This is a genomic window from Streptomyces sp. NPDC058295 (genome assembly GCF_042880655.1).
GTDB classification, from domain to species: Bacteria; Actinomycetota; Actinomycetes; order Streptomycetales; family Streptomycetaceae; genus Streptomyces; species Streptomyces coriariae.
This window is the reverse complement of the sequence record NZ_JBHVYO010000003.1, coordinates 1-15702: the sequence shown is the minus strand read 5'-3', so window position 1 is coordinate 15702 and position 15702 is coordinate 1. Positions and strand designations below refer to the sequence as shown.

The window sequence follows — 15702 nt, the reverse complement described above, 5'->3', positions numbered from 1 at the left end:
GGCGCCGTACCGCCGAGCCTGTGCCGTCACGGTCGTGGCCGAGCGGGGGCGAGAGGGATGCCCGGCGGCTCAGAGGCTCGCCGCGTGGTCGGGAACGTAGGTCTGGAGATCCCGCGGCGGGCGCTGGTAGCCGGTGGACGGTGGCCGCTCCGGGAGCTCCAGCACGGGCGGCGGCACCTCGCGGTACGGCACGGACGACAGCAGATGGGCGATCATGTTCAGCCTCGCCCGGCGCTTGTCGTCGCTCTCGACGACGTACCAGGGCGCCTCGGAGATGTCGGTGTGCACCAGCATCTCGTCCTTGGCGCGGGAGTAGGCCTCCCAGTGGGTGATCGACTCCAGGTCCATCGGCGAGAGCTTCCACCGCCGCAGCGGGTCCTCCAGCCGGCGCCGGAACCGCTCCTGCTGCTCGGTGTCGCTCACCGAGAACCAGTACTTGCGCAGCAGGACCCCGGCCTCGACCAGCATGCGTTCGAAGATCGGACACTGGCGGAGGAAGAGCTGGTGCTCCTCCTTCGTGCAGAAGCCCATGACGTGCTCGACCCCGGCGCGGTTGTACCAGGACCGGTCGAACAGCACGATCTCCCCGGCCGCCGGCAGATGCTCCGCGTACCGCTGGAAGTACCACTGGGTGCGTTCGCGCTCGGTCGGCTTCGGGAGCGCCGCGATCCGCGCGACACGGGGGTTGAGGTGCTCGGCGACCCGCTTGATCGTCCCGCCCTTGCCCGCCGCGTCCCGTCCCTCGAAGACCACCACCAGCCGGGTGCCGCTGGCCCGCACCCACTCCTGGAGCTTCACCAACTCCGTCTGCAGCCGCAGCAGTTCCTTCTCGTACGCCTTGCGCGGCAGCCGCGCCGCGTCCTTGCCGGCCATGCCGCCTCCACCGCCCGTTGATCCAACGCCGACGACTTCCGGAGCCCCACCCTGTCGGAGGTCGAACACCAGGACGCCACCGTACTGACAGACGAAGAGCCGCGCACCCTGGACGTGCGCCGGCGGGCCGCCGGCCATCCGGCGTCGGCCAGATCCATCCGATGGGGTCGCCGAGCCGGCAGCGTCGTCAGCTCACTCGAATCACTCGAATGCGCTGCCGTGCGACCCCGCCACCTCGGGTGGGATGAGGAACTCGAACTCGGGGCGGTCCCATGCCACGGCCGGAGGGTTCGCGGACGCGGTCCCGGTGCGTACCGCACCCTCGCTGCGGTAGAAGCCCTCGGCGGGAGGATGCGACACCACCAGGACGCGGTCGAGCTCGGCGGCGCGGGCCTCGGACTTCATATGTGCCACGAGCAGCCGTCCGATGCCACGTCCCTGAGCTCCGTCCGCCACGAACAGCAGGTCGAGCTCCGGTGGCGCGAGGACGAGCGAGTAGAACCCGAGGACAGGGCCGGGCCGCTCGTCGGCGGCGAGGGCCACGAAGACGCGGTGGGTCTCGATGTAGTCGGGACCCACCCGGTAGTCCGCGACCATGGGCGCGTACTGACCTTCGTACGCGCGTGAGCCACGCACGAGCCGCGTGAGCCGTTTGGCGTCCCGCGCCACGGCCCGGCGTATCGTGATCGGCCCGCCTCTGGGCGTAATGCCTGAGTTCATCAGGAGAGTATTACTCATCGGAAAGCGACTTCTCGCGACGGGTCCGGTCGGGGGGGGATCGGCCGTGCGACGGGGCGTGACCAGGTCGAGCGAACCGAGACCACCAACCCGGCCTTCAAGGCAAAAGTGATGGAGTTCATCGACTCGGTCGACACGATGATTCCCGGCGCGCAGACGTACGCGCTACGAGAGCAGGAAAGCGAAACTCGCGTGCTCAGCCTTGGACGCGTTCCTGGCCGTTCTCGGCCACTGCGTAGCCGGGCACGGACGGCCATCGAACCGTCAGTACCACCGACTCCTCCTCGGCGAACCACGAGTGGTCGACCCCGTGCCCCCAGACCACGTAATCACCCTGCTCTTCCAGAAGTACGCTGCGGCCGGGCAGTTCCACGCGGAAGCGGCCACTGACGAGCACCAGGAGCGCGGTGCGTTCCTCGCCCCGCACCCACTCCGATCGCTCGTCACCGCGGGGGTGGACGCCCCATTTGATCTCTACGGTGTCGCTGTGACGCGGATCGCCGACGTCCTTGAAGTGGCCGAGAAGCCACCCCTTGTCCAGCGGCGCGTCCTTGCCTGCGTTGCCCACGTACACGCTGTCGTTCACGTTGCCGGATGCTAGCAACCGGTCTCTCCGGCGCGATCGGCACGTTCGCCGATGACGGGGATGTTGCGCGAACCCTTGACGTGTCTCGGCCCAGTGCGTAGATATGTCTGCGCAGTCATGGCAGCGCAGTCAGACGAGAACAGGCCAAGCCGCCGGCTGCCCGAGACCGGGAGACACCCATGGCACGACTGACAAGCCGCAGCGCCGGCACCGCACCACGCAGCCTTGATGTGGCGCAGCTGGCGGGCGTCTCGCAGAAGACGGTGTCCCGGGTCATGAACGGTGAGCAGTACGTCTCCGACGGCGTGCGCCGCCGTGTCCTGGAAGCCGCCGAAGAACTCGGATACCGGCTGAATCACGCCGCCCGTGCGCTGGCCTCCGGGCGGACCCGGTCCATCGGGGTGGTGACACTCGGGACGGCGCTGTACGGTCCCGCGTCCCTGCTGATGGGTATCGAGCGCACGGTCCGGGACACCGGTTACGCGCTCCGCGTGGTCAACACGATGGAGGGCGACGCCTCGGGTGTCGCCGGTGCCGTCGACTCGCTCCTCGACCAGGGCGTGGACGGCATCGTCATCTCCGAGCCGATCGACGAGGAGAACGGCGCGGACCTCTCCGTCCGCGTCGACGTGCCGGTTCTGGTCCTCGGCGCACCGCCGCCGTTCGCCGCCTCCCGGGTGGTGGCCGCGGGCCTCGTCGCCCACCGGCAGGCGCGGGCCGGCACGGAGCACCTGCTCGAACTGGGACACACGACCGTCCACCACCTCGCCGGTCCCCGACGCTGGTTCGCCGCCAGGGACCGCCTGGAAGGATGGCGAGCGACGCTGGCCGCGCACGGCAGACGAGAACCGCCTGTCATCACGGGCGACTGGTCGGCCGCCTCCGGTTACGCGGCCGGTCGCCGACTGGCCGCCGACGACAGCGTGACGGCCGTCTTCGCCGCCAACGACGACATGGCCATCGGTCTGATCCGCGCGCTGCTGGAAGCCGGCCGGCGCGTACCGGAGGACATCAGTGTCGTCGGTCTCGACGACGTCCCGGTCGCGGCCTACGTGTCTCCCCCTCTGACGACGGTGCGGCAGTCGTTCGAGGCGATGGCGCAGGACGGCCTCAAGCGGCTCGTGCACGCCATCGAGAATCCGGACGCGGACCCGATCCCGGAGCAGGACCCGCCGGTTGACCTCGTCGTCCGGGCGTCGACCGCGCCCCCGCCGTTCCGGACGATCCCGGAATCCCGGCGCACCACGGCCTGAGTCCCCGTCAAACCGTTCCCCCCCACCCCGAGGGGAGTTCCGTCCACCAGCAGTTCCCCCACCAGCAGTTCCCCCACCAGGAGTTCGCCCACCACGAGTCCGTCCACCGGCAGTTCGTCCACCAGGAGTCCGTCCACCGGCAGTTCGTCCACCACGCCACCCGCTTCGACCGCCGCCCGTGAGTGCGCCAGCCGACCCCCGGTACGTGGTCGTCGCACCCACTCACTCGGCGCCGCGGCCCGGGCGCCCCCATGAGCCGATCACCGCCCAGGCCTCCGCCCCCGTCTCACGCCCTCACCGGCGCCGGCCCCCTTCGGTCGGCGAGCGTGACGTGCTCGGTCCTGGTTCCGCGAGCAACGCACTCGCCCTACCGTGCCCCGCCCCTCACGCCCGAATCCACCTCCTGGCATCCCTTCAGCACGCCGCCGCCCAGCGCGCGCATCCCCTAGGCACCCCTGCGGAGTCCACCATGTCCAGATTCTTCACAGCCCCCTCCTCGGCCCACCTGAACCGTCGTGGCTTCCTCGCCGCGACCGGGGCCCTGACACTGGCGACCGCGCTCTCCGCCTGCGGCGGCGGAGACGACACGAGCGGCGGGACCTCCGCCGAGCCGGTCGGCCAGGCCGACATCGACAAGGCGATGAAGACGCCGACCGAGCTGACGTTCTGGACCTGGGTCCCGAACATCGACAAGGAGGTCGCGCTCTTCGAGGCGAAGTACCCGGCCGTCAAGATCAAGGTGGTCAACGCCGGCCAGGGGACCCCCCAGTACACGAAGCTCCGTACGGCTCTGAAGGCAGGCAGCGGCGCACCGGACATGGTGCAGATCGAGTACCAGGCCATCCCCACCTTCACGATCACCAACAGCCTGCTGGACCTGCGACCGTACGGGGCGTCCGCGCTGAAGGACCGGTTCGTCGACTGGACCTGGAGCCAGGTCAGCGGCAGCAAGGGCGAGGTCTGGGCGATCCCCCAGGACACCGGCCCGATGGGCATGCTGTACCGGCAGGACATCTTCGACCGGCACGGCATCGAAGTGCCGGGCACCTGGGACGAGTTCGCCGCGGCGGCCCGCAAGCTGCACAAGGCCGACCCGGACGTCTACCTGACCAACCTCGCCGCCAACCAGGCCGCGGCCTGGCACGGACTGCTCTGGCAGGCGGACGCCAAGCCGTACGTGATGTCCGGCAAGAGCGACATCACCGTCAGCGTCGACGACAAGGTCTCCAAGATGCTCGGCGAGTACTGGGGGACCCTCGCCAAGGAGGGAGTCATCGGGGTCGAGCCGGACTTCACCGACTCCTGGTACGCCGGGCTGGACAAGGGCAAGTACGCCACCTGGCTCACCGCCGCCTGGGGGCCGGTCTTCCTCTCCGGGTCGGCCAAGTCCACCGCCGGCAAGTGGCGGGCGGCCCCGCTGCCGCAGTGGGACGCCGCCAAGCCCCGCTCGGGCAACTGGGGCGGTTCGACGACCGCGGTCATCCGGGCGAGCAAGAACCCGATCGCGGCGGCGGTGTTCGCGCAGTTCCTCAACACCGACCCGGCCAGCGCGAAGATGTTCGCCGACGAGCAGTTCTTCTTCCCCGCGACCAAGGCACTGCTCGCGGACAAGTCCTTCGTCGGCCAGGAATCCCCGTTCTACGGCGGCCAGAAGGTCAACCAGGTCTTCGCCGGCATCGGCAGCACGGTCAACACGACGTTCCAGTGGCCGCCGTTCCTCGACCAGGCGGCGACGGACTGGACGGAGACCGTAGGCAAGTCCCTCGCCGACAGGACCGACACCATTCGCGCGCTCGGCACCTGGCAGTCGCGGCTCACCACGTACGCCAAGACCCAGGGCTTCACGGTCCACACGTCCTGACGGCACATCGGGCTCCGCCCAGCGGCGCGGGGCCGCCCGCAAGCACCGTCCCCTCCCTCGGAAAGGCTCGATGATGACTGCCACAACCGCGGCCTCCCCCAGGGGGCGGCGCCGAGACGGGCCCACCCGCCCCCGGCGCGGCGGCCTGCGCCGCCGCCGGTCGGCAGGGCCACTGTTCGTCGCTCCCTTCATGGTGCTGTTCCTCCTGCTCTTCCTCGCCCCGCTCGGCTACGCCGCCTACCTGAGCCTCTTCCAGGAACGCCTGGTCGGCGGAACGGCGTTCGTCGGGCTCGACAACTACGTCAGGGCCCTGGATGACCCCCAGCTCATCCACGGCGTCGGACGCGTCGCGCTGTTCTTCGTGATCCAGGTCCCCGTGATGCTGCTGCTGGCGCTGGCGTTCGCCCTGGCCCTCGACAGCGGTCTGCTGCGGCTGGCCCGGGTGATCCGGCTGGGCATCTTCGTCCCGTACGCCGTCCCGAGCGTGGTCGCCGCACTCATGTGGGGTTATCTGTACGGGCCGGACTTCGGCCCCTTCGCCCAGTTCAGCCGCGAACTCGGCCTGCCCGCACCGGACTTCCTCAGCGACGGCTGGATGCTCGGCAGCCTGGCGAACATCGTGACCTGGGAGTTCGTCGGCTACAACATGATCATCCTGTACGCCGTCCTGCGCACCATCCCCACCGAGCTGTACGAGGCGGCGGCCATGGACGGGGCCGGCGCCTGGCGGATCGCCTGGTCCATCAAACTGCCGGCCCTCAGGTCGGCGCTGATGCTCACCCTGCTGTTCTCGGTGATCGGCAGCTTCCAGCTGTTCAACGAGCCGAACCTGCTGATGAAGGTCGCCCCGGACGTGATCAGCAGCTCCTACACCGCCAACCTCTACGCCTACACGCTCGCTTTCACCGGCCAGCAGGTCAACTACGCGGCCACGGTGTCCTTCCTGCTCGGCCTCGTCATCGTGATCGTCTCTTATGCCGTCCTGCTCACCGCGAACCGCAGGAGGACCTCGTGACGACCACCGTTCCGACGGCCTCCGCCGCCTCCTCGGCGGGCGTGGCTCCCGCGACACCCCCGAAGCGGCGCCGCTCCCCGTCGGCCCGCCGCAGCACCCCGCTGACCATCGCGATGCTGGCCGCCCTCGCCTACTTCCTCCTGCCGCTGCTGTGGCTGCTGATCGCCTCGACCAAGAGCACCCAGGACCTGTTCAACAGCTTCGGCCTGTGGTTCTCGCACGCCCCGCAGCTGCTGACGAACGTGCGGGAGACCTTCACCCAGGACAACGGGGTCTTCGTGCACTGGCTGCTCAACACGGCCGTGTACGCGGGTGTCAGCGCCTTCGGAGCCGCGCTGCTCGCGGCGGCGGGCGGGTACGGGTTCGCCAAGTTCCGCTTCCGCGGCGACCGAGCCGCCTTCAACCTCGTCGTGGGCGCCGTCATGGTCCCGGCCACCGCGCTGGCGATCCCCACCTACCTGCTCTTCGCGAAGGCGGGCCTGGTCAACACCCCCTGGGCGGTCATCCTGCCCTCCCTCGTCAACCCGTTCGGCCTCTATCTGATGCGGGTCTACGCCGAGGACGCCGTACCCGACAGCCTCCTGGAGGCCGCCCGTATCGACGGGGCCGGCGAGCTGCGGATCTTCTTCCGGATCGTTCTCCGGCTGCTCGGCCCCGGCCTGGTGACGGTCCTGCTGTTCACGCTGGTGGCGACCTGGAACAACTACTTCCTGCCGCTGATCATGCTCAACGACCCGGACCTGTACCCGATCACGGTCGGGCTCTCCTCCTGGGCCGCCCGGGCGCAGAACGGCGGAGCGGGCTCCAGCAGCGACATGCTCGCGCTGGTCGTGACCGGCTCCCTGATCTCGATCATTCCGCTCGTCGTGGCGTTCCTGATGCTCCAGCGGTACTGGCAGAGCGGCCTGGCCGCCGGTGGCGTCAAGCAGTAGCGCCCGGTCCTCGTTCCACTCCCGTCTCCTCGGAGGTTCCCCCTCATGGCGGCTCTGCCTGCCCGCGTCCTCTTCGGCGCCGCTTACTACCACGAGTACACGCCCGCCTACGACCCTCATGTGCAGCCCGACGAACGGCTCAAGACCGACCTGGACCTGATGGCCGAGGCGCACTTCACCGTGATCCGGGTGGGCGAGTCGGTCTGGTCGACCTGGGAACCGGAGAACGGCCGGTTCGACCTCGACTGGCTGCGGCCCGTCCTCGACGGCGCCCACGAGCGTGGCATCTCCGTCATCATCGGCACCCCGACGTACGCCGTACCGCCGTGGCTCGCCCGCCAGTACCCGGAGATCACCGGCGAGCGGCGCACCGGTGAGCGCATCGGCTGGGGCGCCCGGCAGGAGGCCGACTTCACCCACCCCGCCTTCCGGTTCCACGCCGAGCGGGTGATCCGCGCGATGGTGGCCCGGTACGCCGACCACCCGGCGGTGATCGGATGGCAGGTGGACAACGAGCCCGGCCTGCACCTCTTCCACAACCGCGGTGTCTTCCAGCGCTTCGTGGACCATCTGCGGGAGAAGTACGGCGACGTCGAGACCCTGAACCGCGAATGGGGTCTGGTCTACTGGTCGCACCGGCTGTCGACCTGGGCCGACCTGTGGACGCCTGACGGCAACGAACAGCCCCAGTACGACGTCGCCTGGCGGGAGTTCCAGGCCCGGCAGGTCACCGAGTTCATCGGCTGGCAGGCCGACATCGTCCGCGAGTACGCCCACCCCGAGCACTTCGTCACCACCTGTATCTCCTACACCCGCCAAGGGGTGGAGGACGACGAGCTGTCGGACGGCCTCGACATCGCCTCCGGCAACCCGTACTACGACATGCAGGACGGCCTGCTCCTGCCCGACCCCACCCCCGACGACCACGAGCAGAAGTGGAAGAGCACCGGCGTCTGGTCGATGTACCAGACCGCCGACTGGATGTTCTCCTCCCGCCAGGAGCCGTTCCTGGTCACCGAGACCAACGCCCAGAGCATCGGCTACCCGTGGGACAACCGGCCCGGCTACGACGGCCAGTGGCGTCAGGCAGCCTGGGCCCTCGTCGGCCGCGGCGCCCGCATGATCGAGTACTGGCAGTGGCAGACCCTGCGCTTCGGCGCGGAGACCTACTGGGGCGGCGTCCTTCCGCACAGCGGGCAGCCCGGCCGTACGTACGCCGAACTCGCCCTTCTCGGAGCGGAGTTCGAGGCGGCGGGCCCGCTCGTCGCCGGCCTCGAGCCGGACGCCGACATCACGATGGTCTACTCGATGCCGAGCAAGTGGCTGATGCAGAAGTACCCGCCCCTCGCGACCGCCGACGGCGAACCGGACGCCACCGCCTACCACCGGTTCTTCGACCCCTTCTACCGCGGCGCGTTCGACGCCGGCCGCCAGGTCCGCATCGTCCACGCCCGCCAACTGCACGACCCGCGCGGCGAGCAGAGGGGAATGACGCCCGAGGAGGCGGTACAGCGCCACCCCGTCCTCGTCGCCCCCGCCCTGTACGTCGTCGACGACGGCACGCTCGACTGGCTGGAGGCCTACGCCCGGGCAGGTGGCCACCTGGTCCTCGGCCCGCGCACCGCCTATGCCGACCACGAGGCCCGGGCCCGCCACGAGCCGACACCCGGGCGTCTCGTCCTCGCCGCCGGTGTCCGGTACGACGAGTTCAGCAACCTCACGGGCCACATCCCGGTGCGCGCCGTGCCCGGCGGGCCGCTCGACGTCCCCGAGAACGCCACGGCGACGCGGTGGATCGAGGGCCTCACGGTCGTCGACGCCGACGTCCTCGCCCAGTACGAGCATCCGCACCACGGCCGCTCGCCCGCCGTCACCACGCGGCGCCACGGCGAGGGCCGCGTCACCTGCGTCGGCACGGTGCCCGGCCGCGAACTGGCCCGGACGCTGGCCGAGTGGCTGGCCCCGGCCGCCGGCAGCGGGTGGCGCGACCTGCCCGCCTCCGTCACCGCGACCACGGGTACTTCGACCGACGGGCGCCGGGTGCACATCGTCCACAACTGGAGCTGGGAGCCCGTGAGCGTTCCCGCCCCGGCGGACCTCTCCGATGCCCTGACGGGCACCTCGGTCCACTCGGGCTCGGCGCTGGACCTCGGCCCCTGGGACGTACGCGTACTCGTCTCCACCGACGCCGACGCCGACGGCGCGCCGGGCCCCGAAGCAGCCAACCGTTCCTGATCCATCCCCCGAGGAGGGGCAATGCCACGAAGAACGCTCGGACGAGCATTCGGTGTCTTCACCGCGACATCCGCGATCCTCGCGATACCCATGGTCCACGCGCAGGCGTACGACCCGACGGGCGGGATCATGTACCAGCTCGGCGGCGAGCCGTGTCTGAAGGGCCGGGGCAACTGCGCGGTCTACCCGAAGTCGGCCGAACTGCCGAGCGGACGTCTGGTCGCGTCGTTCGAGAAGTCCACGGTCGTGACGGCGACCGGGAGCGCCGACAAACAGACCCTCCCCGTCTACAGGAGCGACGACCACGGAACGACGTGGCAGCCGCTGTCGGAGGTCAGGGCTCCGGCGTATCTCTCCGGCGACCCCCAGTACGCGAAGTACACCAGCAACTGGACCAACCCGTACCTGTACGTCCTTCCGCAGGACGTCGGGAAGCTGAAGCAGGGCACGCTGCTGCTCGCGAGCGTCGTGTCGGGCGACGACCACTACTACAGGGAGCACAAGGCGGCCGACCCGAACTGGACGCCGACCAACGACGGCGACCGCAAGGACCTCGCGATCGCCCTGTACTCCAGCACCGACGAAGGCACGACGTGGAAGGTCGAGAACGTCGTCGCGACCGGCGGCTGGCAGGGCGGCAGTGCCGGCGCGGTCGGCCAGAACATCGCCGAGGCGAACACCCACCACCAGGTGGACCCCGTCTGGGAGCCGTACCTGATGGTCCACAAGGGGCGCCTCGTCTGCTACTACTCCGACGAGAACGACTACACCGGCTTCAACGCCACCACCGGTGTCCCGACCCTCGACCCCGCCAACGACACCGCCGCGGACTCGCAGGGCCAGATCCTCGCCCACAAGACCTGGGACGGCCTCAGCGCGGCGTGGAGTGCGCCCGTGGTCGACATCGCGGGAGCGATCCAGGACATGGGCGGCGGCAAGACGGAGATCGGCGGCGGGCGGCCGGGGATGGCGAACGTCGTCCGCACGACCGACGGCAGCTGGCTGCTGACCTTCGAGTACTGGGGCGGAGGAGCCAACACCAGGTACGTGCTCGCCGACGACCCGCTGAAGTTCTACACCGGCTCCGCCACCGGCACGGGTGTCGACACCCTGCCGCTCGACGCCGGTTCCCACCCCCTGGCGACGGGCGGCAGCCCGGTCCTCATCCGGCTTCCCGGCGGTCGCCTGGTCTACAACGCGGCCGGCAGCGGCAACGTCTGGGTCAACGACAGCGGGCGCGGCGACAGCACGTGGAAGGAGTACCAGACGACCTCACCGGCCGGCTACAGCCGCAACCTCCAGTACGTCGACGGCACCGGCCGCATCGCGATCCTCAACAACCAGGGCACCTCCACGATCGCCTACGCCGAGGTCGACCTCGGCCACTCCGACGGCCCCTACCACCAGTTGGTCAACCGCAAGACCGACCAGGTGATCGGCACCGGGAACAAGACCAACGACGCGATCATCGGCAACGCCGACGTGCCCGACGTCCGGCTCGAGGCCCCGGGCTCGGCGGGCAACGCGGACACCCAGTACTGGCACCTGACGACCGAACCGACCGGCGGCGTGAGCCTGCTGAACAAGTCGGGCGGCCGCGCGGCGGCGATCTGGACCGGCAACGCCACGGCCGGCCAGAAGATCGGCCAGTGGGTCGACAACAACGACACCGGCAGCTGGAACCTCGTCAGGAGCGCCGACGGGTTCTACAAGCTCCAGTCCGTCAAGAACACCGGCCTGTACCTGACCGGTGCGACCGCCGGGGCGCAGCTGACCCTGCAGACCGCGCTCACGGACGGTTCCCAGGACTGGGAACTCGTCCGGTAGGACGACAGCTGGAGACCGGGTGACACGGATCGTGCCCGGACAGACGCGACGGCGCTCGCCGACCGGCACCGCTCAGTGGTCGGCGGGAGCGCCACGGCCCGTCGGCGGAGGTGCGGTCGAGGCGCGGACGATGAGGTCGACCGGTGGTTCACTCGCCGCCAAGGGGGCGGCTCGCGGGTTCTCGATGGCGTGCACGAGGCGTTTGAGGCCGTCCTGGGCCACCGCGTCGAACGGCTGGCGCACCGTCGTCAGGGGAGGGGTGACATAGGCGGCGACGGGGATGTCGTCGAAACCCACGACGCTCACGTCTCCCGGAACGCGTCGGCCGGCCTCGGTCAGTGCGCGGATCAGGCCGATGGCCATGTCGTCGTTGGCTGCGAAGACCGCCGTCACGTCGGGGTCGCAGGCCAGTTCACGGCCCGCGGCGTAGCCGGAGGCGGCCGACCAGTCGCCCTCGATCAGCGGCGGCTCGCGCCGGTCGTGAGCCGCCAGCGCCGCCCGCCATCCGTCGAGCCGGTCCCGGGCGGCGTACCACCGCTGCGGGCCGGCGAGGTGATGGACGGTGAGGTGTCCCAGGCCGAGCAGGTGCTCGGTGACCGTGCGCGCCATCAGGTCGGCGCCGACCCCCGCGGCCAGCACCTTGGGCGCGGCGAACGGCGGTGGCGCGCCGCAGACGAGGACCGGTACGTCGACGTGAACGGAGACCTTCGACCCGTCCCCGTCCCCGTCCCCGTCCCCGGCCCCGCCCCCGTTCCCGCTCTCGTCGATCGGCTCGGAGATGACGATGCCGTCGACACCCTGGTCCAGGAGCGAGTCAACGGCGCCGGCGATGCCCGTCGGGTCGCCCTCCACGGTGTTGACCACACGCAGCGCGTATCCCGTGTCCCGGACGGCTCGCTCGACACCCATGAGCAACGACGCGGGTCCGTACAGAGCGGTGCCCAGCGTCACCACGCCGATGGAACGTGTCCGGCCCGAGGCCAGGGCGCGAGCCGCGTTGTTGCGCCGGTAGCCGAGTTCCTCGGCGGCCGCGAGCACGCGTCCGCGCACCTCCGCGGAGACGTAGGCCTCGTTGTTGAAGACCCTGGACACCGTCTTCTGCGAGACGCCTGCCAGCCGGGCCACGTCCATGCTGCGCGGCGCGGCGGACGTCCCGCGTCGTCCTGTTTCCCGCGCCATGGCGCCTCCCGGTGGTCACGCATCCGGGCCTCATGATGACAGAGACCCCCTGACCACCCGGCCGCCTGCCTCCTCGCGCCCGCGCCATCCGTCGCCCGGCGTTCGTCGACCGGCAGACGCTCGCGCCGCCCCCCGTTGAGTGGCCGGCCCCGCGCCGCTCGCTGTCCCTTCTCACCTGTCGGAGGGAAACCCGGCGGCAAGGTAGGCGGACAGCCGGCCTGGCGCGTCCTCCTGGAGGAGGTGACCCGCCCCGTCGATCCAGTGCAACTCGGCGTGCGGGATGCGCGCGTGCAGCCACTCCGCGTACTTCGGCGGCAGGATGCGGTCCTCGCGGCCCCAGATGATGCGCACCGGAAGCGACATGGTGCCCAGCAGGTTCTCGTACGCGGCGGTGTCCGCCTGCCTGATCTGGCTGTACTGGCGGTAGAACGCGGCCTGCCCTTCGGCCCCCCGCCACGGCGCGAGAAAGGCGTCGAGGACCCCCGGCCGGAAGCCGGTGTGCGTCGCGTGCCGCAGATGGCTGGCGACCAGTGCTTCGTGCGCGTAGTCCGGAAGCTGCTGGAAGACGTCCGCGTGCTCCAGGATGAGCCGGAAGAGTCCTCGCTCCCACTCACCGCCGCTCACTGCGTCGAAGAGGGTCAGGTCCCGGTACTTCCGCTCCTCCAGCAGCAGCGTGCGGAGCGCCACGGCCCCGCCGATGTCGTGGGCGACGACGCTGGGGCCGGACAGCTCCCAGTGGTCGAGGAGCCGGGCGAAGTTTCTCCCGTGAGCCGCCAGGCTGAGGTCTTGGCCCTCACGCTGGTCCGACTGGCCGAAGCCGAGGTGGTCGAAGACGAAGACCGTGCGGGTACGGGCGAGCGCTGGGGCGATGTCCCGCCAGAGAAACGAGGAATACGGGGTGCCGTGCACCAGCACGACCGGGTCCCCGCTGCCGAGGACCTTCCACCGCACCATCCCCTCAGGGGTCTCGAACTCCTCGCCAAGTGTCCAGTTCACTGTTGTCCTCCTCTTCTGCGGCATGACCAGCCCCCTTCACCGACAGCATGGCCGACGCCGCCCTTACGAGAGCTCCAGCGAGGCGATGTACCGGAACGGCATCCCGGCGCCGAGCAGCGAGGCCCCGTGGGCGCGGCCGCGCAGGCCGTTGTCGCCGGGGAGGCCGTCGAGGATCGGGGCGGCAGCCGCCCCGCCGCGCGCCCGTGGGTCGGCTCGTGCCAGGACAGGCGATGTGGGCCGACGGTTCACATCGACGCGAGGGTGCGCTGGTGATGCCAGGTCAGCGGCGGCCGGTGGCCAGGATGACGAGGAACTGGCCGCCCCCCGCCTCGATGTCGGCGGTCACCGGCAGCCCCGGTGTCAGTCGGGCGAACCTGTCGACCAGCCAATCCGCCGCTTCTTGGGCGTCCTTCCTGGTCGGACAACGACCCACCATCTCGCGGCCCCCCTTGCGCTCCAGCCTCGCGGCGACGGTGATCAGCGGCGCGGGTTCGACCACGTACAGGCGGTCCGGCCAGGCGATGACCACCTTGACCGCGCCCTTGCGGGAATTGCACCCGCGGTGCGCGAGCCGCTCGGCGACCTTGGCCTTCCGGTCGGCGGTCCTGCTGTCAACGCTGGGCCCCTGCGGGTCGTTCACCGACTTGTCGGGGTCGACCGGTTCGTCGCACACCCAGCACCGCCAGCCGTCGCGCTCAGCTACATCATCAAGGAGACTCACCCGAGCAAACTAGCCTGCCCAACCGCCACCCCGCGCACCAGGGCCCACGGCAACCAGGTGAGCGGGGGTCCGTGTCGTCCCTGAACAACATGAAAATGATCAACCGCGCCGACCTCCTGGGCACGCCCCGCGCCGCCCGTCAGTACCGCAGCCCGCTCCTGGCCGACGGCTTCGACGATGTCGCGATCGAGGTACATACCAGCGTTATCACCGACCCCACGAGGCTCTCGCTGCTCAAGAGGCTCGCCGAGCCGGCCTGCGGCGGCGGCGCCATCAGCCGCGACCAGGCGGACGAGTGGCTCGCTGAACAGCGCCGACGCGCCGAGACCGGCCGCTTCCTCATCGCCACTCCGTTTTCCGTGGCCTCCGCCTCCGCCTGAGTGCTGTCCGACCACCGTGGCGTGTCGCGGCCGGCGCAGCGGCGCCCGAGGGCCTGGGGCCACCGCCGCGGCGGCTGCCACTGACCTGCCGGACGCCCGGAGGCGGGAGCCTGAGGCGCCGCCCGCCGTCGTAAAGCCCCTGTCGGTGGGCCGTCCTTCACGGGCGACGCACTGTTCTGCGTGCTTGAGGCGCCTTGTCGAGGGACGCGTTCCCAGTGCCTCAGCCTTTTCCCGCTGCGCGGAGGCGCCCCGGTGCGTGATGTCGGCGATCCACCGCCTCAGTGGGAGCGCGGTGAACGAGGCCGACAACCCCTCGGCTCCCGCTCTCTGGTCGTCCTTGCGGCGCGCGGAGCGTGAACGGCACGCGCAGGCTGTGGTGTTCGCGGACATCCTTGAGTGAGTGTCAGGTCCATCATGGCTGTTCGGAGGCGGTTTCGGTAGGACTCAGCGCACGTCCGTTCGACCTTGTGGCAGCTGGTATCGCGCGCCAGACTCGTCGTCATCCACTCTCCGGCCAACGTGTCGGCAGCCTCTATCGGCTGTCGGTGCGTTCGCCGTGCTGTCTCGCCGTGTGATGTGCACCGGCCGGGGGGTGGCGGGACGTAGGGGGATCGATGGATCAGGACATGGTTGTGCTGGCGAGGGTCAGGCTGCTCAGTGCCAACCGGCGGGTGGTGCGCGGGGCAGAGGGGCTGTGGATCTACCGCCTTCTGACACAGGTCGAGCCGGAGGCGTACGGGTCGAAGCTGGCGTACGTCCTGGTGGAGGCGAGCGCGTCGCCCCTGGTGCGGGCGTTGCCTGAGCGACGGTTGGCCCTGTTGGACGAGGCGGTGGCGGTGGCGAAGGCCCTCGGTACGGCTAACCCCTACCGGGCGAAGATGCTGGCCAGGGCCCTGGCCGCCAGGCAGCGGGAGTGGGAGGGTCGCCCGGCGGAGCCGCTCGCGTCTGATGGGTGACAGCATCAGGCGACATTCAGGAAGCGCCGCGTACCGGCCTCAGGCACGGCGCCGGCCTTCGGCTCGCGTCCCCGTACACATGGTCGGCACGGGGAGCGGTCAGAAGCCGTGGCGCAGCGGGGGAGTTGCCATTCGGCGCGCCGCAGGTCC

15 protein-coding genes are annotated in these 15702 nt (G+C 70.3%); 8 read left to right on the top strand and 7 right to left on the bottom strand.

The window, feature by feature from the left end; genetic code table 11:
* Nucleotides 1–69: 69 nt before the first annotated feature.
* From ppk2 to ACFVYS_RS04155, 3 genes are all read right to left on the bottom strand, one after another.
* Entirely contained in the window at nucleotides 70–873 is an 804-nt protein-coding gene (gene ppk2 / locus ACFVYS_RS04165; RefSeq protein WP_389498652.1) for a polyphosphate kinase 2, read from the bottom strand.
* Between the two features lie 201 nt (nucleotides 874–1074).
* Nucleotides 1075–1593 (bottom strand): GNAT family N-acetyltransferase, encoded by a 519-nt coding sequence (locus ACFVYS_RS04160; protein ID WP_389498650.1) that lies wholly within the window; start codon nucleotides 1591–1593, stop codon nucleotides 1075–1077.
* 214 nt (nucleotides 1594–1807) lie between these two features.
* Nucleotides 1808–2197: a signal peptidase I gene (locus tag ACFVYS_RS04155; RefSeq protein ID WP_389498648.1), complete on the bottom strand. Its 390-nt coding sequence runs from the start codon at nucleotides 2195–2197 to the stop codon at nucleotides 1808–1810.
* A gap of 179 nt (nucleotides 2198–2376) precedes the next feature.
* Here ACFVYS_RS04155 and ACFVYS_RS04150 point away from each other — a divergent pair, with 179 nt between their 5' ends.
* From ACFVYS_RS04150 to ACFVYS_RS04125, 6 genes are all read left to right on the top strand, one after another.
* The gene (locus ACFVYS_RS04150) at nucleotides 2377–3450 is read left to right on the top strand and encodes a LacI family DNA-binding transcriptional regulator (protein WP_389498646.1); all 1074 of its coding nucleotides are present in this window, start codon (nucleotides 2377–2379) and stop codon (nucleotides 3448–3450) included.
* A 469-nt stretch (nucleotides 3451–3919) separates the two neighbouring features.
* On the top strand, nucleotides 3920–5311 hold the full coding sequence (locus ACFVYS_RS04145; protein WP_389498644.1) for an ABC transporter substrate-binding protein: 1392 nt from the start codon (nucleotides 3920–3922) through the stop codon (nucleotides 5309–5311).
* A gap of 70 nt (nucleotides 5312–5381) precedes the next feature.
* Nucleotides 5382–6326: a carbohydrate ABC transporter permease gene (locus ACFVYS_RS04140; RefSeq protein ID WP_389498642.1), complete on the top strand. Its 945-nt coding sequence runs from the start codon at nucleotides 5382–5384 to the stop codon at nucleotides 6324–6326.
* The gene (locus tag ACFVYS_RS04135) at nucleotides 6323–7258 is read left to right on the top strand and encodes a carbohydrate ABC transporter permease (RefSeq protein ID WP_389498640.1); all 936 of its coding nucleotides are present in this window, start codon (nucleotides 6323–6325) and stop codon (nucleotides 7256–7258) included. The genes ACFVYS_RS04140 and ACFVYS_RS04135 overlap by 4 nt, the downstream gene beginning before the upstream one ends.
* 45 nt (nucleotides 7259–7303) lie before the next feature.
* Nucleotides 7304–9493, top strand: a complete 2190-nt coding sequence (locus ACFVYS_RS04130) for a beta-galactosidase (protein ID WP_389498638.1) — start codon at nucleotides 7304–7306, stop codon at nucleotides 9491–9493.
* 21 nt (nucleotides 9494–9514) lie between these two features.
* Nucleotides 9515–11320, top strand: coding sequence for an RICIN domain-containing protein (locus ACFVYS_RS04125; RefSeq protein WP_389498637.1), 1806 nt, complete (start codon nucleotides 9515–9517; stop codon nucleotides 11318–11320).
* Nucleotides 11321–11392: 72 nt separating this feature from the next.
* Here ACFVYS_RS04125 and ACFVYS_RS04120 read toward each other — a convergent pair whose 3' ends face one another.
* From ACFVYS_RS04120 to ACFVYS_RS04105, 4 genes are all read right to left on the bottom strand, one after another.
* Nucleotides 11393–12451, bottom strand: a complete 1059-nt coding sequence (locus ACFVYS_RS04120) for a LacI family DNA-binding transcriptional regulator (protein WP_389499085.1) — start codon at nucleotides 12449–12451, stop codon at nucleotides 11393–11395.
* Nucleotides 12452–12670: 219 nt separating this feature from the next.
* Nucleotides 12671–13495 (bottom strand): alpha/beta fold hydrolase, encoded by an 825-nt coding sequence (locus ACFVYS_RS04115; protein WP_389498635.1) that lies wholly within the window; start codon nucleotides 13493–13495, stop codon nucleotides 12671–12673.
* Between the two features lie 63 nt (nucleotides 13496–13558).
* On the bottom strand, nucleotides 13559–13744 hold the full coding sequence (locus tag ACFVYS_RS04110) for a hypothetical protein (RefSeq protein ID WP_389498634.1): 186 nt from the start codon (nucleotides 13742–13744) through the stop codon (nucleotides 13559–13561).
* A gap of 31 nt (nucleotides 13745–13775) precedes the next feature.
* Nucleotides 13776–14216: a hypothetical protein gene (locus ACFVYS_RS04105; RefSeq protein WP_389498633.1), complete on the bottom strand. Its 441-nt coding sequence runs from the start codon at nucleotides 14214–14216 to the stop codon at nucleotides 13776–13778.
* Between the two features lie 71 nt (nucleotides 14217–14287).
* Between ACFVYS_RS04105 and ACFVYS_RS04100 the strand changes: the two genes are divergently transcribed.
* Nucleotides 14288–14596, top strand: coding sequence for a hypothetical protein (locus tag ACFVYS_RS04100; RefSeq protein ID WP_389498632.1), 309 nt, complete (start codon nucleotides 14288–14290; stop codon nucleotides 14594–14596).
* A gap of 626 nt (nucleotides 14597–15222) precedes the next feature.
* Nucleotides 15223–15552, top strand: a complete 330-nt coding sequence (locus tag ACFVYS_RS04095; RefSeq protein ID WP_389498631.1) for a hypothetical protein — start codon at nucleotides 15223–15225, stop codon at nucleotides 15550–15552.
* Nucleotides 15553–15702: the final 150 nt, after the last annotated feature.